Source organism: Sphingomonas sp. P3_C6 (assembly GCF_056402595.1).
On the sequence record NZ_JBFUHB010000013.1, the window covers coordinates 38,775 to 61,351 of the forward strand.

At 65.6% G+C, this 22,577-nt stretch carries 20 protein-coding genes; 15 read left to right on the plus strand and 5 right to left on the minus strand.

The features are described 5' to 3' along the window. Positions 1–313: 313 nt before the first annotated feature. The 13 genes from ftsZ to speD all read left to right on the plus strand — a co-directional run bounded on the left by ftsZ (position 314) and on the right by speD (position 13,754). Positions 314–1,681, plus strand: coding sequence for a cell division protein FtsZ (gene ftsZ, locus AC1DT7_RS13825; RefSeq protein WP_478036608.1), 1,368 nt, complete (start codon positions 314–316; stop codon positions 1,679–1,681). Between the two features lie 234 nt (positions 1,682–1,915). Continuing rightward, positions 1,916–4,534: a glycoside hydrolase family 2 protein gene (locus AC1DT7_RS13830; protein ID WP_478036610.1), complete on the plus strand. Its 2,619-nt coding sequence runs from the start codon at positions 1,916–1,918 to the stop codon at positions 4,532–4,534. Positions 4,535–4,692: 158 nt separating this feature from the next. Beyond that, positions 4,693–5,244 (plus strand): hypothetical protein, encoded by a 552-nt coding sequence (locus AC1DT7_RS13835; RefSeq protein ID WP_478036611.1) that lies wholly within the window; start codon positions 4,693–4,695, stop codon positions 5,242–5,244. Beyond that, positions 5,244–5,465 carry a helix-turn-helix domain-containing protein gene (locus AC1DT7_RS13840; protein ID WP_478036612.1) on the plus strand — a complete coding sequence of 74 codons (222 nt, stop codon included), beginning with the start codon at positions 5,244–5,246 and terminating at the stop codon, positions 5,463–5,465. Before AC1DT7_RS13835 ends, AC1DT7_RS13840 begins: the two co-directional genes overlap by 1 nt. A gap of 48 nt (positions 5,466–5,513) precedes the next feature. After that, complete coding sequence (locus tag AC1DT7_RS13845) at positions 5,514–6,410, plus strand: aspartyl protease family protein (protein WP_478036614.1); 897 nt, start codon at positions 5,514–5,516, stop codon at positions 6,408–6,410. Positions 6,411–6,704: 294 nt separating this feature from the next. Continuing rightward, positions 6,705–7,688: an SPFH domain-containing protein gene (locus AC1DT7_RS13850; RefSeq protein ID WP_478036615.1), complete on the plus strand. Its 984-nt coding sequence runs from the start codon at positions 6,705–6,707 to the stop codon at positions 7,686–7,688. 6 nt (positions 7,689–7,694) lie between these two features. Beyond that, a complete protein-coding gene (locus tag AC1DT7_RS13855) occupies positions 7,695–8,366 on the plus strand; it encodes a DUF4178 domain-containing protein (RefSeq protein WP_478036616.1) in 672 nt (223 codons plus the stop codon). Next, complete coding sequence (locus AC1DT7_RS13860; protein WP_478036617.1) at positions 8,363–9,691, plus strand: DUF4178 domain-containing protein; 1,329 nt, start codon at positions 8,363–8,365, stop codon at positions 9,689–9,691. The genes AC1DT7_RS13855 and AC1DT7_RS13860 overlap by 4 nt, the downstream gene beginning before the upstream one ends. Continuing rightward, a complete protein-coding gene (locus tag AC1DT7_RS13865) occupies positions 9,688–9,834 on the plus strand; it encodes a hypothetical protein (RefSeq protein WP_478036619.1) in 147 nt (48 codons plus the stop codon). The genes AC1DT7_RS13860 and AC1DT7_RS13865 overlap by 4 nt, the downstream gene beginning before the upstream one ends. 15 nt (positions 9,835–9,849) lie before the next feature. Next, positions 9,850–10,056, plus strand: a complete 207-nt coding sequence (locus AC1DT7_RS13870) for a DUF350 domain-containing protein (protein WP_478036620.1) — start codon at positions 9,850–9,852, stop codon at positions 10,054–10,056. Continuing rightward, entirely contained in the window at positions 10,049–11,584 is a 1,536-nt protein-coding gene (locus tag AC1DT7_RS13875) for a polyamine aminopropyltransferase (RefSeq protein WP_478036621.1), read from the plus strand. Before AC1DT7_RS13870 ends, AC1DT7_RS13875 begins: the two co-directional genes overlap by 8 nt. A gap of 4 nt (positions 11,585–11,588) precedes the next feature. Continuing rightward, positions 11,589–13,214 (plus strand): flavin monoamine oxidase family protein, encoded by a 1,626-nt coding sequence (locus tag AC1DT7_RS13880; protein ID WP_478036623.1) that lies wholly within the window; start codon positions 11,589–11,591, stop codon positions 13,212–13,214. Between the two features lie 174 nt (positions 13,215–13,388). After that, the gene (gene speD / locus AC1DT7_RS13885) at positions 13,389–13,754 is read left to right on the plus strand and encodes an adenosylmethionine decarboxylase (RefSeq protein ID WP_478036624.1); all 366 of its coding nucleotides are present in this window, start codon (positions 13,389–13,391) and stop codon (positions 13,752–13,754) included. Positions 13,755–13,756: 2 nt separating this feature from the next. Here speD and rtcA read toward each other — a convergent pair whose 3' ends face one another. From rtcA to AC1DT7_RS13900, 3 genes are all read right to left on the minus strand, one after another. Next, a complete protein-coding gene (gene rtcA / locus AC1DT7_RS13890; RefSeq protein WP_478036625.1) occupies positions 13,757–14,770 on the minus strand; it encodes an RNA 3'-terminal phosphate cyclase in 1,014 nt (337 codons plus the stop codon). Between the two features lie 170 nt (positions 14,771–14,940). Then, a complete protein-coding gene (locus AC1DT7_RS13895) occupies positions 14,941–16,167 on the minus strand; it encodes an RtcB family protein (protein ID WP_478036626.1) in 1,227 nt (408 codons plus the stop codon). An 800-nt stretch (positions 16,168–16,967) separates the two neighbouring features. Further along, positions 16,968–18,527: a vWA domain-containing protein gene (locus tag AC1DT7_RS13900; protein WP_478036628.1), complete on the minus strand. Its 1,560-nt coding sequence runs from the start codon at positions 18,525–18,527 to the stop codon at positions 16,968–16,970. A gap of 260 nt (positions 18,528–18,787) precedes the next feature. Between AC1DT7_RS13900 and rtcR the strand changes: the two genes are divergently transcribed. Beyond that, positions 18,788–20,383 carry an RNA repair transcriptional activator RtcR gene (gene rtcR, locus AC1DT7_RS13905; protein ID WP_478036629.1) on the plus strand — a complete coding sequence of 532 codons (1,596 nt, stop codon included), beginning with the start codon at positions 18,788–18,790 and terminating at the stop codon, positions 20,381–20,383. Between the two features lie 115 nt (positions 20,384–20,498). Here the strand turns inward: rtcR and AC1DT7_RS13910 are convergent, their stop codons facing one another. Further along, a complete protein-coding gene (locus AC1DT7_RS13910) occupies positions 20,499–21,101 on the minus strand; it encodes a hypothetical protein (RefSeq protein ID WP_478036630.1) in 603 nt (200 codons plus the stop codon). Positions 21,102–21,237: 136 nt separating this feature from the next. Further along, positions 21,238–21,552, minus strand: a complete 315-nt coding sequence (locus AC1DT7_RS13915) for a hypothetical protein (protein ID WP_478036632.1) — start codon at positions 21,550–21,552, stop codon at positions 21,238–21,240. Positions 21,553–21,581: 29 nt separating this feature from the next. Here AC1DT7_RS13915 and AC1DT7_RS13920 point away from each other — a divergent pair, with 29 nt between their 5' ends. Beyond that, entirely contained in the window at positions 21,582–22,514 is a 933-nt protein-coding gene (locus tag AC1DT7_RS13920; RefSeq protein WP_478036633.1) for a DUF3363 domain-containing protein, read from the plus strand. Positions 22,515–22,577 lie beyond the last annotated feature (63 nt).

Genomic DNA, 22,577 nt, shown 5'->3' on the forward strand with positions numbered 1-22,577 from the left:
CCGCCTCTCATTGATGATGCGCATCATGGTTAACGAATCATTTCGAGTCGGGCGTAGCGCGTAAAACTACTGCATCGTAGTTACCCTTACCTGTGATTCTGCGTAGTTGGGCCGGTTTTCATGGAATGTCAGCACTTAGTGGTCAGCCACAGATGGTGTTTGCTTCGTGGTGGCACGATGCGGGATAAATACTGAGGAATATCGACATCGGTATTTAATGGTTACTGTGATTCTACGACCTGTTTAACCATATTTTCTCTGGCTAGCGGTGCGACATCGGCGACGGCGAGTCCCGCCGGACAGGAGGCCAGAGATGACGCAGCAGGAACAGACTTCGAACGGTGCGACCGGTGTGACCCTGATCGGTGTGGGCGGCGCCGGCGGCAATGCGGTCGCACGCCTGTTCCGCGAGACGGGCCATGGCATGAAGATTTTCTGCGCGAACACCGATGTGCAGGCGCTGCGCGCCGCCCCGGGCGCAAGCCATATCCAGCTCGGCCGCGGCATCACCGGCGGGCTCGGCGCGGGCGCCAAGCCCGAGATCGGTCGCGCCGCCGCGGAGGAGTCCTTGCCCGAGATCATCGAGGCGCTCGACGGCACGTCGCTCTGCTTCGTCGCGGCCGGTTTCGGCGGGGGGACCGGCACCGGTGCCGCCCCGGTGATCGCCCGGGCGGCGCGCGAGCGCGGTATCCTGACGATCGGCATCGCGACCAAGCCCTTTGCCTTTGAGGGGCCGCGGCGCACCCGGTTGGCGGCGGCCGGAATTGCGGCGTTCGAGCAATGCGTGGATGGCCTGGTCGTCGTCTGTAACGAGCATCTGCTGCGTATTGCCGGGCCCGACATGACGTTTCGCGGTGCGCTGAATCTGTCCGATTCGATCGTGTGCGAGAGCGCCACCGACTTTGCTGGCCTGGTCGCACGCCCGGCGCTGAAGCGGCTGACGCTCGCCGACATCCGGGCGACCCTCACCGGCGGTCGGGCAGTGATCGGCTATGGCGAAAGCTGCGCGGGCAAGAACCGCGCCCTGCTCGCGGCCGAATCCGCGCTGCGCAATCCACTGCTCGAGGATGCGCCGCGTGGCGCCCGGCGGCTGCTGATTACCATCGCCGGCGGCGCGGATATCGGCCTTTTCGAGATCGAGGAGGCCGTCGGGTATCTGCGCGAGAATGTGCATCCCGGCGCCGAGCTGGTCTGGGGATCGGTGATCGACCCGGCGCTTGAGGGGCGGATGCGGATCGGCATCACCGCGGCCGGCCTGCCGCCGCACGAGCCGGTCCAGCAGGCAACGGCGGCGGTCGCTGCCCCAGTGCCGCAGTGTGTTCCGGCAGCGCCGGTGGAGTCTGTTGCCGCGGTTGCCGCACCCGCGCCGATCACGCCGCTGGAAAAGGTCATGGCGCCTGCTCCGGATGCGCGACCCATCCTCGTCGAACGCCCGCGCGACCGCGACGTGCTGATCCTCACCAACAGCGTCAGCCTCGATCTCGGCATCGCCCCGGAGCGTTCGCGGGGCAACGCGCCGCTCCGCTCACGCGGCAATTCAAGCCTGGTTGACCGGATCTATTTCGCGACGCGTGAGCTGAAGCGCAGCTGGCATCGCCAGCCCGACGTGCCGATGCTGCCGCCACCGCCGGTCCGGGTCTTCCGGGTCACGCGGGGCCTGCCGCAGCAATTTGCCGGGTAGCGCGCGGATCACGTCGCGATGAGCGAGGTGGTCACTCCGGTCAGGATGCCATGGGCTTCTGGTAGCCGAAGTGCTGGTTCCCGACCGCCCACCCGGTCGAGGTCGGCGGAGGGCAGTGGGTCACCGTGATAATGTCCGACGTGAAATCATGTTTGCATCCATGAAAAATCAACTGCAAAGATGAAAAGGAGAGCGTTGGCAGCGCCGGCTTGCGACAAGGTGTGGGAGAAGAGGATGTTGAGTCTTGCGAGGCTTCTGCCCGTTATCGCCTCGGCGCTCCTGTCCGGTGCGGTCGCGCTGGCGCCTGCGCGGGGGCAGCAAGCGCCGACTGTCTATGAGCAAGGCCGGACCAGGATCAACTTCAACGCCGACTGGCGGTTCAAGCTGGGCAAGGTCGAGAATGGACAGGCAGCGGAGCTGAACGACGCCGGCTGGGAGCCGGTCGGCTTGCCGCATAGCTTCAGTATGCCCTATTTCCGCGCCGCCAATTTCTACACCGGCGATGGCTGGTACCGCAAAACCCTGACCCTGGCGCAGCTCCCCGCCGATCGCCGCCTGGCGCTGGAGTTCGAAGGCGCGTTCCAGGATGCGCGCGTCTATGTGAACGGGGTGGAGGTCGGCCACCATCGCGGCGGCTATACCGGCTTTCCAGTCGATATCACCAAGGCACTGCACCCCGGGCGCAACCTGATCGCGGTCCGCGTCAACAACGACTGGCAGGCGACGCTGGCACCGCGCGCGGGCGAGCATGTGTTCAGTGGCGGCATATACCGCGACGTGTGGCTGGTCGCGTCCGACGCGGTCCATGTGCCGTGGACCGGCACGCGCGTCACCACGCCTGAGCTTTCGGTCAATTCGGGTAAGGTGGCGGTGGAGACCGAGGTACGCAACGACGCCGCCGCGCGGGTCGACGTGGTGGTGCAGAGCCGCATAATCGATGACCGCGGCCGTGCGGTGGCGACGCTGCCTGATACGCGGGTAGGCGTCGATCCGGGCGCGACGCTGATCGCAAAGCAGGTGTCGGCCCCAATAGCGCGCCCGCGCCTGTGGAGCCCAGAGACGCCGGCGCTGTACCGCGCCGTCACCTCCTTGCGCGTCGCCGGCCGCGAGCGGGACCGGTTCGAGACCGAGTTCGGCTTTCGCTGGTTCGAATGGACTGCCGATCGTGGCTTCTTCCTCAACGGCAAGCACCGGTACTTCAAGGGCGCCAATGTTCACCAGGATCAGGCCGGCTGGGGCGACGCCGTTTCCAACGGTGCGATCGAGCGTGACGTGCGCCTGATCAAGGACGCCGGCTTCGACTTCATCCGTGGATCGCATTATCCGCACGATCCGCATTTCGCCGAGGCGACCGACAGGCTCGGCATGTTGTTCCTGTCCGAGGCGCCTTTCTGGGGGACCGCGTCGTTCAAGCATCCATGGGGCGCGTCGGCCTATCCGACCGAGATGGCCGACCGCGCGGGCTTCGACGCAAGCGCCAAGCAGCAACTGGCCGAAATGATCCGCATCAACCGCAATCATCCGTCGATTGTGGTGTGGGGCATGGACAACGAGGTATTCTTCACCACGAAGGAGACGCTGCCCGAGGCCCGGCGGCTGTTGACGGAGATGGCTGCCCTGAGCCACGAGCTCGATCCCACGCGCCCGGCGGCGATCGACGGCGCGCAACGCGGCGAGATCGACAAGCTTGGCGATATCGTCGGCTATAACGGCGATGGCGCCAGCCTGTTTCCCAATCCCGGCATCCCCAATTTCGTCGCCGAATATGGGGTGACGATGGCCGACCGGCCGGGCGACTATGCGCCGGGTTGGGACGACTTGCCGAACACGGTGGGTGCGGACAAGACGAAGGAAGGATCGTGGCGCCTGCCGTGGCGATCCGGCGAGGTGATCTGGGCCGGGTTCGATCACGGCTCGATCGCAGGCAAGCGCTTCGGCGGCATGGGTATGATCGACTATTTTCGCCTGCCGAAGCGCCAATATTACTGGTACCGCAACGCCTATGCCCATGTGCCGCCGCCGGTGTGGCCGGTGGCCGGTACGCCCGCCGCGTTGCGCATCACGACCAGCGCGCCGACGATCGCGCACGCCGACGGCACCGACGATGTGCAGGTGATCGTCAGCGTGGTCGATGCCGCGGGCCGGCGCCTCAGCAACAGCCCGCCGGTACGCCTCGCGATCGACTCGGGCCCCGGCGAACTGCCGACCGGCCGCACGATCAACTTCGCGCCCGACAGCGACATCGTCATCCGCGACGGCGAAGCGGCGATCACGATGCGCAGCTGGCAGGCCGGCGTGACACGGTTGCGGGCGACGTCGGCCGGCCTGAAGGACGCGGTCGCCACGGTGCGTACGCTCTCCGGACCGGTATTCGTGACGGGAAAGACGCCGCTGGCTGCCGATCGCCCGTACACGCCCTTCACGCCGCCGCTGCGGGAGCTGCCCGGCGACACGGTATTCGGGCTGAGCAACCCGACCTTCGCCAGCACCAGTGCTCCCGACCACAGTTCGCGCCTGGTCAATGATGGCAACCCGGCCACGTTCTGGGCGCCGACGGCCGACGATGCCGTGAAGAGCGTCACCATCGACATGGAGCGCTTCGTGGAAGTCCATCGCCTGACCCTGACCTTTCCGCAGCCAGGCCCCTATGGTTTTATCGCGGACGTGCAGGATCGCCAGGGCAAGTGGCAGAAGCTGGTCGAGCAGATCGCGGGACAGGAAGCCAGCCAGACCCGCACGATCGACACCGACGCCAACCAGGGACGCAATGTGCGCATCCGGCTGCGGGTGCCGGCGGGTATGGTCGCCGGCCTGGCCGAGGTGCAGATCACGGGGGCGTTGAAGGCGGACTGAGGAAAGGCCGCAGGGCGCTCTCCCCGGATCGACCGACGCAGAATCGAAAATAATTATTGTTTTAAGATAATATTGCATCCATAGCATGGTGCCGTGGAGGCAGCATGATTCGGCATTCTAGTGGCTCTGGAAAGGGCGAACCCTCGGCACCGAGCGACATGCTCGCGTGGCGGGGACGGTTATTCTTCATCATCGCGTGCGCCGTCATGGCGCTCATGGCGGCGACCGCTGCGCTTGAGGTTCTCCTGCTGCTTTTCCGTGTCGGGGATCGCGCGGGCATGATGAATGGCGGCTTCTCCTTTATCGTCACGAAAGACGATCCAGCCGAAATACCAGCCGGCTTCGTTGCGATCTCACGCTATACGATCGGGCAATCCACGCTGGCGGCCGGGCTGCTGACGTTGCGCCTGATCCCAGGCCTGGTGGTCCTGTCCAGCCTGATCGGCCTTTTCCGTCTTTATGCGCGGCGCCTGATCTTCACGGCTGACAATCAAGTGCTGATGCGTCGGATCGCATGGGCGCTTGTCGCCTATGCGATCGTTCCGCTTGTCACCCACGCTGCCCTGTATTTTGCTGGTATGAGCCCCGTTGTCGTCAAGCTGGAACTTCGCCAGCTTGATGCGGTAGTCCTTGGCACGCTCCTCTTCGCGTTCGTGAACGTCGTCGCTTTTGGTTCGGAGATCGAGCGCGACCGTGCCGGGTTCTTTTGATGGCGATCGTCATCCGGCTCGACGTGATGCTCGCCAAGCGGAAGATGCGGTCGAAAGACCTGGCGCGCGCGATCGGCGCCACCGAGGCGAACCTGTCGCTATTCAAATCGGGCAAGGTCAAAGGCCTCCGCTTCGAGACGCTGGAAGCCATATGCCGGCATCTTGACTGCCAGCCCGGCGACCTTCTCGAATACGACCCCGACACCCCGACCAGCGCCTGATCTAGCGGCGGTCAGGCCGCACTCTCACCCTCGATGATGGAGAAAATTATGCGTCCGATTTCGGCGATTGCGGCCTCATGCGTGCTGCTCAGCACCCCTGCCGGATCATCCGTTCCGCTGACCCCGGCCGGGAACGGCCATCTGGTCGTCCCCGCCTTCGTCAATGGGAAGGGCACCGTTCCCTTTATCCTCGACACCGGGGCGGACGACTCCGGCGTCTATGACTGGTTCGCCAGGCAACAGGGGCTTGCCGCCGGCAAGGCGATCAGCGTGACGGGTATGACCGGTGCCGCAGTGATGGCGACCTATCGTGTCGACAGTCTTGGCGTGGACGGCCGGACCATTCGCAATGTCGAGGTCATGGGACTTCCCGATCGTAAGGATGCCGAGATCACCGCGGGCGTGACCGGCAACGATCTCATGGATGGCGCGATCGCGACGTTCGACTATCCGTGCCGCACGGTAACGCTCACCCCAAAGCCGGTGTCCATGCGTAAGCTGGTTTCGTCCAGGGCCGTGATGGTCGAGGGCGGATCGGTTCTTGAAGGAACGCAACTCACCTTCCCCGTCACCATCAACGGTGCCACGGGGACGGCGATCCTCGACACGGGTTCCCGCGGGACGCAGATAAACGGGCTATTCGCCCGATCGGCGGGCCTCGATGTGACTGGCTCCGACTTCGGACCCGGTGAAACGCTTTATGGGGTGGCGTCACGCGCGACAGAAACCCGCGAAGGCAAGGTCGAGGCAGTGACCTTCGCCGGCCGTACGATCAAAGGTTTGACGGTGCGCGTCGCTGATCTGGCCGTCTTCAAAAGCTGGGGCCTGGAGAACAAGCCGGCCATGATCTTCGGCATCAACGGACTGCAGGGGCTTCGGGTGATCTACGATCATCAGGCGAAGCGGTTCTGGGTTGATCGCTCAGGCTGCAAGGCGCCCGTCTGATCCAGCGCACAGGCGGCAATCGGGATGGCCGGCGACTTGCCGATGGGCAAGGCTCATCGCGCGCCAGGGGCGAGGCGGCCTGACATATCAACGAGGCCGGGCGCGGAGATTCCGAAACCTGCTTGCGATTGAGGTTTCCCGGGCGACGGGTTTCCGGGTGCCGTCCCGAGTTGTCGAATGTTGGAGGTCGGGACACGCAATTCCATCCACCCGGCCCACCATCCCGGCTCCGGTCCTTTTTGCCTTTCACCTCCCCGACGAAAGGCTCTAGATTGGCGCCAAGGGAGTTGGACCATGGGTATATTGGATTTTCTGTCGAAGCAGTTCGTCGATGTGATCGATTGGGTGGACGAGCCGGGTGTGCTCGCCATCCGCTATCCGATGCAGGATCGCGAGATCCAGACCGGCGCGCAGCTCACCGTGCGCGAGGGGCAGAAGGCGTTCTTCTATAACGAAGGTCAGATCGCAGACGTGTTCCTGCCCGGGCTTCACACGCTCGACACCGGGAACATGCCGCTGCTGACGGCGCTGCGGAATTGGGACAAGGGTTTCGCCTCGCCCTTCAAGTCCGACATCTTCTTCTTCACCTCGCGCGAGCAGGCCGGGTTGAAATGGGGCACCGCGCAGCCGATCACGGTGCGCGACAAGGAATTCGGGCCGCTGCGTATCCGCGCCTTCGGCAGCTATTCCTTCCGGGTCGAGAATGTGCCGGTGTTCGCCGCCAAGCTGCTCGGCACGCTCGAGATCCTGACCGTCGCCGATATCGAGCCGCAGCTGCGCGGCGCGATCACCACGGCCCTCGCCACCGCGCTCGGCGGCGGCGCGACTGCGTTCGTCGATCTGGCCGCCGATCAGGCGGCGATGTCGCAGCGGCTGCTCGCCGCGGTCGAGCCGGCGTTCGAGGCCTGGGGCTTGAAATGCTGCAGCTTCTTCGTCGAAAGCCTGTCGCTGCCGGAAGCGGTGCAGGAGCATCTCGACAAGGCGAGCTCAATGCGGGTGGTCGGCGACGTCGACCGTTATGTTCGGTTCCAGACCGCGGAGGCGATCGATACCGCGGCTGCCCAGTCGGGCGGCATCGCCGGGATCGGCGCGGGCGCGGCCGCCGGCATGGCGATCGGCCAGAGCATGGCGGGCGGCTTCGGCCAGGCCGCGGCGGCGCAGCCGGGCGAGGACCCCTATCAGCAGATCGAGAAGCTCCACCGCCTGATGACCGCCGGCGCGATCACCCAGGAAGAGTTCGACGCGAAGAAGACGGCGCTGCTGGCCAAGATCGGCTGATCCTTCGTGCTCGACGCGAACTGTCCCAATTGCGGCGCGGCCGTGCGCTTCCGCTCGGCCGACCTGCCGGTGAAGGTCTGCGACTATTGCCGCAGCTCGCTGATCCGCACTGGCGACCTGCTGCAGGCGGTGGGCAAGATCGCGGAGGTGCCGGAGGATGTCAGCCCGTTGCAGATCGGCGTGCGCGGCGTGGACGACGGGAAGGGCTTCGAACTGATCGGCCGGGTGCGCTGGCGCTGGACCGATGGCGGCTGGAACGAATGGCTCGCGCTGTTCGATGACGGCTCCACGGCGTGGATCGGCGAGGCGATGGGGCGCTACATGCTCACGCGCGAGATCGACCATAACGGCATGCGCACCGCAGTGGTGCGCAGCTTGCGCGATGATCAGGAAGTCCTTCTCGGAACCGAAGCGGTCATCGACGGGGTGAAATATCGCGTCACCGATGTGAAGGAAGCGACCTGTGCCGGCGGAGACGGGGAACTGCCGTTCAGCACGCCCGCCGATCTGACGATGAAGAGCATCGACCTGATGGCCGCTGACGGTCGGTGCGCCAGCATCCAGAAGGAGCGCGGCGAGGTGCTGGTCTATGCCGGTCGCTATCTCTCCCTGGCCGAGATGAAAGCGACCGGATTGCGCGCGTTCGAGGGCTGGCCGATGCCGCGGTTCGCCGCGTGAGCGATTCGCCGTCGACCGTCCGGGCGCTTTCCTGCACCAATTGCGGCGGCACGATATCGCTGCGGGCCGCCGGCTATACCGTCAGCCTGGTCTGCGAACATTGCGGTACCACGCTCGACGCGACCGATCCCGATCTGCGGATCATCGCCCAGGCGAACGAGGCGATGCACCGCCCGCTGATCCCGCTCGGTACGCGCGCGATGCTGCGTGGGACGACCTGGGAAGTGCTCGGCTATCTGGAACGGAGCGACGGCGAGAGCGGCTGGGCCGAATATCTGCTGTTCAACCCCTATCAGGGGTACGGCTTCCTGCTCGACGACGGGCGGCGCTTCAGCCTCGGTTTCCTGCTCGATCGTCTGCCCGATTACAGCTGGGGCGAAATGGCGTTCGAGGGCGAAGGCTATAAGCGCTTCGGCACCAGCTATGGCACCTGGGTGCAGTTCGTCGTCGGCGAATTCTACTGGCGCGTCGCGGTCGAGGAGCATGTCCGGGTCAGCGACTATGTCCGCCCGGGCAAGATGCTGTCCTGCGAGGAGAATGACAGCGAGCGGACCTGGACCCAGCTCGTCATGCTCGACTGGGGCGAGGCGGAAAAGGCGTTCGGGCTCGAACGCCGGCCGCGCGAATACAGTACACCCTCGCCGCATGAGCCCTCGCCCTATCGCGAAAGCATGGCCGAGACGCTGATCATCGGCGTGATCGCGGCGGTCACGCTGTTGGTGATCGCGATGATGGGCGGCGGATCGACCCGGGCCGGGAGTGCGCAGATCCCGGTCACGATCGGGGGCACGCCAGTCACGCAGATCGTCCGCGGCATCGAACTGCCCGGCCGCAACACCGCGATCCGGATCGATGCGCGCGCAGGCCAGCTCGACAATAGCTGGATTGAGATTGACTATTCGCTGGTCAACCGGCGCACCCAGGAAAGCTTCGAAGCCTCCACGGTCGCCGAACATTATAGCGGCCGGGACAGCGATGGCGCCTGGAGCGAAGGCGACACGTCGCCCACCATCAAGCTGTCGAGCATCCCGCCGGGGTCCTATGACCTTGTCGTGGAGATGAGCGGGCATCGCTGGTCGCCTGGCGGGTCATCCTTCACGACCAACAATGGCATCTTCTCAAGCATGTCGTCGACCGACACCGGCACCATCCCGGTCGATATCGACGTGGCGCGCGGTGGCATTTTCGGTGGCAACATCCTGCTCGGGCTGATCCTGATCCTGATCTGGCCGATCGTCATGCTTTTCCGCCATTATGGCTTCGAGCAACGCCGGATGGCACCCGTTGCCGAAGGGGATGACGACGACGGAGATGACGACGAATGAGCAGATCCTCGATCCTCTACGCCGCATTCTGCATGCTGGTCGTCGGCAGCTTCGTCTATGCCACGATGAACGGCTTTTCTCCCTTCGCCCAGGGCGGCACGCGCGGGTTCGTGCGCACCGCCTATGGCCCCACCCATAAATAGCGAGAAGGGTATCCCATGCTCACCACCGCAGTCCTGCTGGCCACCCTCGTTTACGCAGGCATAGGCCTTGTCATCTTCGTCGCCGGCTTCTGGCTGTGGGACCGACTTACCCCGGTCGATCTGTGGGGCGAGGTCTGCAAGGGCAATGTCGCAATCGCGATCCTGGCGGGCGCGGTGGCGATCGCGCTGGCGATGATCATCGCGGCGGCGATTCATGGATGACGGCCCGGCCGGGGATCTTGCCCGGCCATCGCGCCTCGGTGCGGCGCTCCTCGTTTCCGCCTTCGTCGTCGCCACCTGCGGGCTGATCTACGAGCTGCTCGCCGGCACGCTGGCGAGCTATCTGCTCGGCGACAGCGTCACCCAATTCTCGATCGTCATCGGCACCTATCTGTTCGCCATGGGCATCGGCTCCTGGTGCTCGCGCTATGTGAAGCGCGACGAGTTGGCGGTGTTCGTCCGGGTCGAGATCTTGATCGCGGCGATCGGCGGCGCGTCCGCCGCGGTGCTGTTCCTGCTGTTCGACCGGGTCGCCGATTTCCGCATCCCACTTTACGGCCTGGTGCTGGTGATCGGCGCGCTGGTCGGGCTGGAAATCCCGCTGCTGATGCGTATCCTGAAGGACCGGCTCGAATTTGGCGATCTTGTGTCGAAGGTGCTGACCTTCGACTATGTCGGGGCGCTGGCGGCGTCGGTGCTGTTTCCGCTGCTGCTCGTCCCGCATCTCGGGCTGATGCGCACGGGTTTCCTGTTCGGCCTCGCCAATGTCGGTGTGGCCATCGCGCTGATCGTGATGCTGCCGGGCAAGCGCAAGCTGCGGACCGAGCTTGTCGTGGGACTGCTGGTTGCGATTGGGCTGGCGGTCGGCTTCGTCGTCTCGGAGAAACTCCAGCGGGCGGCCGAGGTCGGCGTTTATGGCGATCCGATCCTCTATGCCGCCTCGACGCCCTATCAACGTGTCGTGATTACCAAACGCGCGGGTGACCTGCGGCTCTATCTCAACGGCAATCTGCAATTCTCGTCGCGCGACGAATACCGCTATCACGAGGCGCTGGTGCATCCGGTGATGAGCCGGGCGCGTAGCACGCGCGATGTGCTCGTGCTCGGCGGCGGCGACGGGCTCGCGGTGCGCGAAATCCTGAAATATCCGGACGTCGCTTCGGTCACCCTGGTCGACCTCGATCCCGAGATGACCAATCTGTTCCGTAACAGCGCGATGCTTTCCGCGCTCAACCACAATGCCTTCCACTCGCCCAAGGTGGATGTGATCAACGCCGACGCCTTCCGCTGGCTGCGCGAGAACCGGCGGCGCTTCGACGTCGTGCTGGTCGATTTTCCCGATCCGACCAATTTCGCGATCGGCAAGCTCTACACCGTCAGCTTCTATCGCGAGCTGGCCAAGGCGCTGGCACCGGGCGCGGTGATCAGCGTGCAGAGCACCTCGCCGCTGGTCGCGCCGCGCGCTTACTGGACGGTCGCGACCACGCTGGAAGCGGCCGGCCTCACGACGCGCGGTTATCACGTCTATGTGCCCAGCTTCGGCGAATGGGGTTTCGTGCTGGCCTCGAACGAGCCAATCGGCCGCCCTGGGCCATTGCCGCAGGGCCTTCGCTTCCTGACGCCGCAGACCGACGCGCTCGCCTTCGCCTTCCCGCCCGACATGGCGCGCCGGCCGGTGCCGGTGAATCGGCTCGACAACCAGGCATTGGTCCGCGAGTTCGAGGCCGAGTGGGCCGTGTACGAGGGCTGACGGCATGGCCGTATCCCGCCGCACTTTGATCGCCGGGTCTGCCGTCGCCGTTGCGGCGGCGGGCGCGGGGGCAATTGCGTGGCAGGGGCGTGAGAAACCGGTGCCAGGCACGCTGGACGGCGCCGATTTCACCCGCGGGCACCGCCTGCGCGACGGCGCGACCTTCCCGGCGCCGACGCGGGAGGTGCGGACCGGAATCGCCGTTCTTGGCGGCGGCGTCGCCGGGCTGTCGGCGGCCTGGGCTCTGGCGGAGGCGGGCATGACCGATTTCCGCCTGCTCGAGCTGGAGGACCGCACCGGCGGCAATGCCAGGTCTGGGCGCAACGCGGTATCCGCCTATCCGCTCGGCGCCCATTACCTGCCGATCCCCAATGCCGAGGCGAAGGGGGTGGTGCGGCTGCTCGAACGGCTCGGCGTCGTCACGGGCTATGAAGGCGGTAAGCCCGTGTTCGATCCGTATCAGATCGTCTCCGATCCCGAAGAACGGCTGCTCAACCTCGGCAAATGGCAGGAAGGGCTGGTCCCGACCATCGGTCTGACGCCCGCCGACCGGCATGACCTCGACGCCTTTTTCACGGCAGTGGCCGCCTATCGCGACCGCCGCGATGCGCAGGGCCGCCCGGCCTTCGCGCTGCCGATGGCGTTCAGCGCGCGCGATACGGACCTGCTGGCGCTCGATACGCTGAGCTTCACCGCCTGGCTCGACCGGAAGGGCTGGCATTCGCCGATCCTGCGTGGGCATGTCCGCTATGCCTGCCGCGACGATTACGGCACCGAGCCGGACCAGGTCTCGGCCTGGGCAGGCATCCATTATTTCGCCGGCCGGCGCGGGGTTGCGGCCAACACCTCGGGCGACACGGTGCTGACCTGGCCCGAGGGCAATGGGCATCTCGTCGGGCGCATGGCGGCGCGGCTCAAGGCGCAGATCGATTGCGGACGGATCGTTCACCGGGTGCGGCAGGCGGCGGAGGGCGTCGAGATCGACTGTTTCGATGTCGCAGCGGAAGAGTCGGTGCGTGTCCATGCCCGCAGCGCAATCCTCGCCACGCCGCATTTCGTGACGCGGCGGCTGCTTCCCGCGGGCGAGATGGCGGCTGGTGCGTTCGGCTATGCGCCATGGATCGTCGCCAATGTCACGGTCGATCGTCCCCCGGCAGGCAACGGCTTCGAACTTGCCTGGGACAATGTGTCCTGGACCAGCCGGTCGCTCGGCTATGTCGTCGCGACCCACCAGTCGCTCGGCACCGTGCCGGGGCCGACCGTGCTGAGTTGGTACCTGCCGCTGTCCGACATGCCGCCTGCCGACGCGCGGCGTGCGTTGATCGATCGCCCGCTCGATTATTGGCAGGCCATGGTCCGCGACGACCTGCTCCAGACCAATCCCGATCTGGAGGGCGCGATCTCACGCATCGATATCTGGCGCTGGGGCCACGCGATGATTCGCCCGGTGCCGGGCTTCTTCTGGAGCGGCGCGCGCGAGGAAGCGGCGAAACCGCGCCCACCCTTGTTCTTCGCGCATTCCGACCTGAGCGGCCTCTCCCTGTTCGAGGAGGCGCATTATCGCGGCACCAAGGCGGCGCAGGATGCGATGGCGCATCTCGGCATCCCCTATGACGAGATACTGGCATGATGGGCACCAATAGGTCGTCCGGCGAGCTTTCCCGCTCCCGTCATGCCGGACTTGTTCCGGCATCCATGTTGCCGCAGGGTAGGCAGATGCTGCTCTTGCGGAACGATAGACCCCGGAACAAGTCCGGGGTGACGGCCGTGGAGCAGTCCTCGTTTCGAGACATCAGGAGCAGGTGTGAACTATAGCGGCACGCACCTCCTGGCCGATCTGTTCGGCTGCACCGGGCTCGACGATGCGGATCGGGTCGAGGCCGCCCTTCGGAACGCCGTGGCCGCAGGCGGTGCGACCCTGCTCGATCTTCGGCTGCACGGCTTCGGCACAGGGCAGGGGGTGACCGGCGTGGCGCTGCTCGCCGAATCGCATATCTCGATCCACACTTGGCCCGAACGCGACTATGCGGCCGCTGACATCTTCCTGTGCGGCCGTCGTCACGATCTCGATGCGGCCCTGGCCGCCCTCGCGAACGGCCTGGGGGCCGAACGCTGTGAGGAGCAGCGCATCGCGCGCGGCTTCAGCGTTAGCGATGTGACGGCCGGATAGCTCTATCCGACCGTCACCCGGTGTATCCCGCCGGCCTCGTGCTGAAACACCGTCCGGCGATCCAGGAACAACGCGATGACGTCCGCCGCGGTCTTCGTGTGTTCGCTCGGCTTCACCGTGGTGAACACCCCGCCACCGGCAATGGCGAAAGGCAGCAGGAGCTGATCCGCGAGATACGGGCCGGCGAACGCCGTCGATTCGAGATAGCCCTGCATTCGCCCGCCTGCACGCTTCGCCACCTGTTCCGCCGGCACGCCGAGCTTGCCGAAACCGCTGACGATCTCGGTGACATGCTCATAGCGTGCCTCGATCAGCAGGATGTTGCCGGGCCCATATTCCTCCGGCAGCTCGCGCACCGAAAAGGCGCGCTCGGGCCAGTCGAGCTGCTTCTTTGCCATACGGATTTCGCGATCCGCGACGTCGAAGGGCAGACCGGCGAAGAACGCGGTGGCCGAACAGTCGAGCATCGCACCGCGTTCGACGCATTCGACCGGCACCAGCGGCGCCGGGGCGATCTCCACCTCGATCCGCCCGCCGCCGCGCGGGTAGAAACCATGCCGCACCAACCGCGCCGAGACGCGCGGCCCCATGCGGTTGACGATCGGCAGGAACACCCGGTCGATGAAGTCGAACGGGGGCGCGAGCATGTTATGCGTGCCGCCCTCCAGCACGAGCCGCGACGGCCCGTCCGCAAGCAGCAGCGGCATCAGGATCGTCTGGAGGACGAGCCCCGTGCTCCCCGCGGTGCCGACCGCGAAATGATAGTCGCCCGCGGAAACCTTGCCCGGGCGGAACAGCATCTCGCGCGATCCGACGGCCACACCCTCGCATTCGCCGCCGCCGATCTTGCAGGCGGCCTCGATCGCGGTGACATGCTGGCGCATCAGCCCCGGCTTCTCCCGCCCGCCGCGCACATTGGTGATCCGGAAAGGCAGGCCGGTGACGAGCGACAGCGCGCACGCATTGCGCACGATCTGCCCCCCGCCTTCGCCTTCCGATCCGTCGATGATGATCATTTTCTCATTCCATCCAGTTCGTCATGCCGGACCTGTTCCGGCATCCATTTCTCCACGAGCGCTGCGTTCGAGATTGTCAGAGACTTGCCAAGAGGAGGCATGGACCCCGGAACAAGTCCGGGGTGACCGGAGTGGATGGTGCATGCCCACGGGTTGCTCGCGCAGCCGTGTCACCCCTTAACGCACACCACCTGCTTCAGCGTATGGACGATCTCGACCAGGTCGGCCTGCGCCGCCATAACGGCCTCGATTGGCTTGTATGCGCGCGGGCTCTCGTCGATCACGCCTTCATCCTTGCGGCAGGCGACGCCTGCCGTGTCGGCGATATGCTCGGCGAGCGACACGTCCCGCTTGGCCTGGGTACGGGACATCACCCGACCCGCACCATGCGAGCAGCTGTCGAACGACTCAGGATTGCCCAGCCCGCGGACGATGAACGATTTCGCGCCCATCGACCCCGGGATGATCCCCAGCACGCCCTTCGCCGCGCGCACCGCCCCCTTGCGGGTGACAAGCACGTTCTCTCCGAAATGGTTCTCCCGCGTCACATAATTGTGATGACAGTTGACCGCTTCCAGCTCGGCATCGAACGGCCTGGCGATGACCGTCCGGATCGCGCGGATCACATTGGTCATCATCATCCGCCGGTTGAGCGCCGCATAGTCCTGCGCCCAGCCGACCGCCTCGACATAATCGTCGAAATGATCGGTCCCTTCCGGGAAATAGGCGAGGTCCTGGTCGGGCAGGTTGATGAACCATTTGCGCATGTCCTGCTTCGCCAGCTCGATGAAGAAGCTGCCGATCGCATTGCCCACGCCGCGCGAGCCCGAATGGAGCATCACCCATACCCGCTGCTCGGTATCGAGGCAGACTTCGATGAAGTGGTTGCCGGTACCGAGCGTGCCGAGATGCACGAGGTTGTTCGTGTTCTTCAGCCGCGGATATTTCGCCGTGATCGCGTCGAACCGGGTGACGAGCGTTGCCCAGGCCTCGACGATCGCCGGCGGCGGATCGCCCCAGCTACCGGTGTCGCGCTTCCCGCGACCGACCGACCGGCCGACCGGCACGGCGCGTTCGATCGCCGCGCGCATACCCTCCAGATTGTCCGGAAGGTCGCTCGCGACGAGCGAGGTCCGCGCCGCCATCATGCCGCAGCCGATGTCGACCCCAACCGCCGCCGGGATGATCGCGCCCTTGGTCGGGATCACCGAGCCCACCGTCGCGCCTATGCCGACATGCACGTCGGGCATCGCCGCCACATGGCGAAAGATGAACGGCATCTGCGCCGCGCGGGCAAGCTGCGCCCGCGCCTGGTCGTCGACCGGCACGCCGCGGGTCCACATCTTGACCGGGAATGCGCCCTCGGCCTTGCTATACTCGAAATTCGCTTCGGTCATCGCGACCTCCTGTTGCTCTTCTTTCATGTCGCGGCCGTGGCGACGAGGGAGGTGGCGAGACGTTTCGACGCTCTCCCGCTGAGCTACGGGCCGAAACCCGGCCGGAGTCGAACCGGCGACATTCGCATTACCAATGTAGTCCCGCGCGGCATTCGCCACGGCTGCAAATTCGCTACCGGCGACGAGGATCTGGCGAGACATCTCCGGATTGCTCCGGGGAGGGTTCGAACCTCCAATGACCAATGTAGTCCCGCCGGCATTCGCCGGTATGTTCTGGTGCTGGCGACCAGGGTTGGTGAGACATTTCCCTGAGCTATCCGGTTGCCCGGAGGCGGAGTTGAACCGCCGACCTCCTGCCTCGCGGCAGGTGCTCTGACCTGTAGTCCCACCGGCATTCGCCAGCTTGTATCGGTTCACGGCGACGAGAAGTGCGTGGGACGGCCCCTTGGGAGGGCCATCGTGAACGGATGTAGTCCCACGCGGCATTCGCCGTGATGTACTATTCTTTCTGCTTTTTTCTGCTCCCCGGCGAAGGCCGGGGCCCAGTTGGGGGACGCTGATGAAGACGCGTTTCGGCTGTTTCCGCCTGTCTCTCAACTGGGCCCCGGCCTCCGCCGGGGAACAAGAAATGGGCCGTGGCGACGAGGATCGGCGAGACATTCTGGGCGTCCTTAAGCTACGTTCCAGCGGCGGGATTTGAACCCGCATCTCCCGTCCGCCGTTGCCGGCTTCCGGGCGCTTTACTCTCCGGACTTTCCTTGGTGGATGTAGTCCCGCCAGCATTCGCCACGACCTGTTCTTCAAACCTCCGTTGCGTTGACGATGCTCACCCAATCCCGCGTATCGCCACTGGCGAAACGCGCGATCGTATCGAACACCGCGTCGGAGAAACCTCCGACATTGAGTATCTCCGGCCGGCCCGACGCCTGCGTCGTGCCGTGCGGCTGGATGTCGACGCAGACGAGCTTCGCCCGCGGGTTGCGCCGAACGATCTTGTCCCATTCGCGCATCGTCGCGGTCGACTTGCCCCCGGTGTTGTCCACCCAGGACTCGTTGTCCGAGACGATCACGACCAGGTCCACCGCTGCCCGTTCCGCGTTGAGCTGGGCGAGGGGCGCCGAAACGCTGGTCCCGCCACCGCCCACCGCCGCCAGCTTCGCCGTGTTCACGGCAAGGCGGGCGTATGGATCGAGCGTCACCTTCACCACCCGCTGCTCGAACGGGAGCACACGCGCCTGGCGGTTGGTCCGGAGCATCGCCGCCGCGACGAGCGCCGCGACCTGGTTGCACGAGACCTTCGACGTGGCGCCCTTGCGATAGCCCGTCGCCGGCGAGGCCATCGATCCCGACACGTCGGGGCAGACGACCACATTGCCGGACACGATCGGCACATTCGAGACCGAGGCCTCGAGCGCCTCCTCCAGCGCCGCCTGAACCTTGAGCGGCACGCCCGCCCCGGCCGAATCCAGCGCCACCATCAACTGATAGGGCAGGACCCGCGCCTTCTTGAGCGCCTCCGTATCGGACAGCCGGGCGGCAACCGCCTGGGTGACCCCGTCCACCGCGAACGCACCGTTGCGCGCCAGGGTATTCAGGTTCATCCGCAGCGCGTGCCAGCCCATCGTGCCGGCCAGCGCACCCCATTGCTCCGCGGTCAGCGGAAAGGCGGTGAGCCACTGGAACGGCACCGGCGGCAGCGGCCCCGCCAAATGTCCTTGGGGATCGCGCTTCCAGTCCTCGAACGCCGCGATCTCCACCGGGAGCGCCGCGACATCATAAGGCTTGCCGATCAGCCAGCCGTAAAAGGCACGCCGCGTCTTGCCCTTCGGGTTCGGGTGAACCATCCGGACGATATCGGCGAGCGACGGATCGTTACCCGTCGCGGCCGCCATCAGGTCGCGCATCGACGCCTGCTCGAGCCAGCCCTTGACGAGCCGTTTCGGCCGGGTGCCGAGCGAGGACCGCCCGACCTGGCCCGACCGCATGATCTGCACGAACGTGCGGAGCATCCGGCCATTGTCGATCACGCGCCCGAAGACGCGCACGGCAAGGTCGGGATCGGCCACCGTCAGATAGGTGGCGAGCAGGGCAGGCATGTCCTTCATCACGCCGGTCTTGCGGGCATAGACCGCACACCGGGCGACAAACATCGGATCGACTGCCTTCGCCGCCGCGATCGCGTCGGCGAGATGAGTCTCCGCCGTCGCATAGAAGCTGTCGCTGAGGGTGCCGGTCGCCGCAAGCTGGGCGAGCTTCGCCTCCGCGCCAAGGGCATAAGCTGGCGCGCCCTCGCGGTTCACAATGTTCGTGGCCGGGAGCAGTTTTGCGATCGCCGAAGCGAAAAGTCCCTTGTTGGCCATCGTCTTCATCCTTCTGTTCAGGGCGGCCGGCCTATTCCAGCCGCCCTCACCGCGCCGTCACGCCGGATGTTCGAGAACCGCCGTGACGTGATCGGTACAGCAGTAGGCGTGCCAGTTTCGGTGTTGGGTTGTGGATTTCGCATAATGATCTGATTTTAAATGAGATTATTTCTTATTGTAACATTCGGAGCGCTATTCTCGCCATTTACGAAACGCCATTCTCTATCGACGCAGCTAGTATATTATCCTATCGTATAAGCATGAAGCCGCTCACCGTTATTGGATTCCTTGGTTCGACGCTCGACGCGAGCAAGTTCGGACCTTCGCGCTGGAGTAAATGGCGGCCCTCGGTCGGCCTGACGATGCATGAGGATTTGCGCGTCGATCGGTTCGTGATGCTGCACGGCGATGCCCATGGGCGCTTGGCTGACTATATCGCGGAGGACATCGCCAGCGTGTCGCCCGAAACGACGGTCGATCGCCACGTCATCAACTTCGCCGATCCGTGGGATTTCGAGGAAGTGTACGGCAAGCTGCTCGATTTCACGCGCAGCTTCGCCTTCGACCCGGAGGCCCAGGACTATCTCGTCCACATCACCACCGGCACGCACGTCGCGCAGATCTGCCTGTTCCTCCTGACCGAGGCGCATTACATTCCGGGCCGACTGCTCCAGACCCAGCCCGTCCGCGGCATGCCGACCGGCGCGCCCGGGACCTGGAACATCATCGACCTAGATCTCTCGCGCTATGATAGCATCGCCACCCGCTTCGCCGCGGCGAGCGCCGAGAGCACGAGCTTCCTGAAATCCGGCATCGACACGAAGAACGCTGCCTTCAACCGCCTGATCGACGAGATCGAACAGGTCGCAGTGCGCAGCCGCGCGCCGGTGCTGCTGATGGGGCCGACGGGCGCAGGCAAGAGCCAGCTTGCCCGGCGCATCTATGAATTGAAGAAGCTCAAACACCAGGTGCAGGGGCCGTTCGTCGAGGTGAACTGCGCAACCCTAAAGGGTGATAGCGCGATGTCCGCCCTATTTGGGCACAAGAAGGGCGCCTTTACCGGCGCCGCTGCCGACCGGCCGGGGCTGCTGCGCACCGCCGATACCGGCATGCTGTTCCTCGACGAGATCGGCGAGCTCGGCCTGGACGAGCAGGCGATGATCCTGCGCGCGATCGAGGACAAGCGCTTCCTCCCCGTCGGTGCCGACAAGGAGGTTTCGTCCGACTTCCAGCTCATCGCCGGCACCAACCGCGACCTCGGCCGCGCGGTGGCCGAAGGGCGATTCCGCGACGATCTCTATGCCCGGCTCAACCTGTGGACCTTCGCACTGCCCGGCCTTGCCGAGCGCCGCGAGGATATCGAGCCCAATCTGGACTACGAACTCGACCGCTTCGCCGAACGCGAAGGCACCCGCGTCACCTTCAACAAGGAAGCGCGCGACCGCTATCTGACGTTCGCGACCGGCCCCGACGCGATCTGGGCAGGCAATTTCCGCGATCTCGCAGCGAGCGTCACACGCATGGCGACCTTCTCGCCCAAGGGGCGGATCGACAGCGACTGCGTGGAAAGCGAGATCGCGCGGCTGACCCGGCTATGGGCCGGGGAGAGCGCGGCTGACGATGACGGGCTCGACCGGCTGCTCGACGATGGCGCGCTGGCGGAACTCGACCCGTTCGACCGGGTGCAGCTCGTCCATGTCATCGCAACCTGCCGCCGCAGCCGTTCGTTGTCCGAGGCAGGCCGGGCGTTGTTCGCGGCCTCGCGGGCACGGCGAACCTCGTCCAACGATGCGGATCGGTTGCGCAAATATCTCGCGCGCTTTGGGCTCGACTGGGGGCAGGTGGGCTCCGGCTGAGCCGGTATTCAGTCGCCTGCGCACCGCGTCTTGCGACGGAACTCCGACGAACATGCGGCCTTCGCCGCTCGGCGGCCCGGCACTGGGGCGGCCGGCAACGCAGGCCGCCCTGGGATCAGATCGTCGGTCTGCTATGGACGGGCCTGGCCCCCGGCACATCGAGCCTGGCCGGCGTAACCTGCGGCGCGGCGGGAGCCGGGGTCTTTGCAGCCGGGACGATCTTGCCGCCATCGGCGCAGTTGCCGTCGCTTTGCGACACGGTCTTTGGCTGCTGACCCGGGCCGAAAGACGTCACCTGGATGCTTCGGCTGCACGTGCCATCGCTCGTGCTCGTCGAGACGAAGGAATAGTGCACGGTGCCGGCCGGCATCTTCGCGAAGGCGGCGGTATCGATCTTGCCGTCGACGGTCGCGGGCCGCGTTGCCATCGCCGCCGCCTGCTGCAGCATGGCGTCGGTCTGGCGGTCCATCTCCGCTGCGATCTGGTCGAACATCGCGATGGGCGCGGCATCGAACAGGGCAATCGGTGCCATCGGAACGGCGCGCGCGGGAAGGACCACGAAGCGGGGCGCAACATCGCCACTATAGCGGATCTGCTCGACCGAGCCGTCGGGTAGCGCCACCTTCAGCACATGCTCATGGGCATTCGCCGCGACGGCGGCCGAACCGATACCGGCAAGCGCCGCGGCGCCCGCCAGAAAGGCAGTGATTTTCCTCATGGAATCATCCTCCTTTGAGTTGAAGGGAGCGGGCAAAATATCGCCGCGAATCTGAACGCCGGATTACAGCGCCGGGGGTCGGGAGCGTCGCAGCCGCTGTGTCCCCGCTACCGCCGCCAGAATCTCAAGCGACGCATCATCCCGGATTGTCCTCGGGGCGCCGGCTCTTTCGCCTGTCCAAGGACGGCAGACGATCCGTGAACCTCCGGACCGCCTCACCGAGGGTTATTCCGTCAAAGCTCCTGTTCTCGAGGTCGATCTCGATGTCCCGGTCGATCCCTGCCTTCCGGGCAGCATCGGGCATGAGACGTACGACAAGGCCCGTATCGGTCTCGCGAATGTCGTGAACCAGGTCATAGCCTTCGACACGCGCCGCCCCGGCCTCGAGATGGACGCCGTCCAGTCCAAGCCGAATGTCTTGTTCGTCAGGCTCGTTCGCCAAGCCGAGCATGCCACGATCCGGCGCGCGATCGTCAGCCCGTGATCGGACAGGTCGTCGCCCGCGGCTCGGCCGGTGAGCATCATGACCGGTCCTGGCTTATCGTCGACGGCATCGATGGCCGGCCCTATTATGTTGAGATCGGCCAGGACGATCAGGCCACGCCGCGCGGCAGCATGGTTCGGCTCGATCCTCGCCCGGTCGAGCCCCGGCAGTCCGACCGGACGATCGATGAGATCGCCGGCAGGCACGGCGGGCATTACAGCATTGCTATCCACATGGCCGACGCCCCTGGCGCCAGCGAGGATTTCGCGCGTGCGCATGTCCGTCGCCTGGAGGCGATCCGGCGCGCGACCGGCGCGGTCGAGCGGGGCGCCGACGGTACCTGGACGATTGCGCCCGATCACCTCGATCGTGTGACCGACTATGAGCGCGGTCGGGCAGGGCGGTCGCCGATGGCGATCACGGTCATGTCGACGACATCGGTCGAGAAGCAGGCAAGCCTCGAAGCGCCAACCTGGCTCGACAAGGAACTGGCGGCGAAGGGCCCGCTCGACCTCGCCAACCACGGGTTCGGCAAGGACACGGCCCGTGCGCTATACCAGCGCCAGCAATGGCTTCTGGACCGCGAGCTCGCCGACATCGACAGCGGCCGGCTGACGATACGACCCGGCATGGCCGAGGCGCTGAGCCGGGGCTCGATCAACAATCTGGTCGGACAGCTCAGCCAGGACCTGGGAATGGAGGGTCGCGAAGCGCTGCAGTACGAGCGCGTCGACGGCGTCTACCGCCGCTCGGTCGAGGCCGGGTCGAAGCGGTTCGCGCTGATCGAGCAATCCCGCGAGTTTGTGCTGGTGCCCTGGAGACCAGAGATGGAGCGGTACATCGGCCCGCAGATCACTGGCATCGCGCATGGCGACTCGATGAGCTGGGAGCTCGGGCGCGGCCGTGACGGCCCATCGATCGGCATGTGATGGCCTCGAAATCGTAGAATGACAGGGCCCGGCGTAGCTTTGTCACCCTAGCCCAGTCGCGCC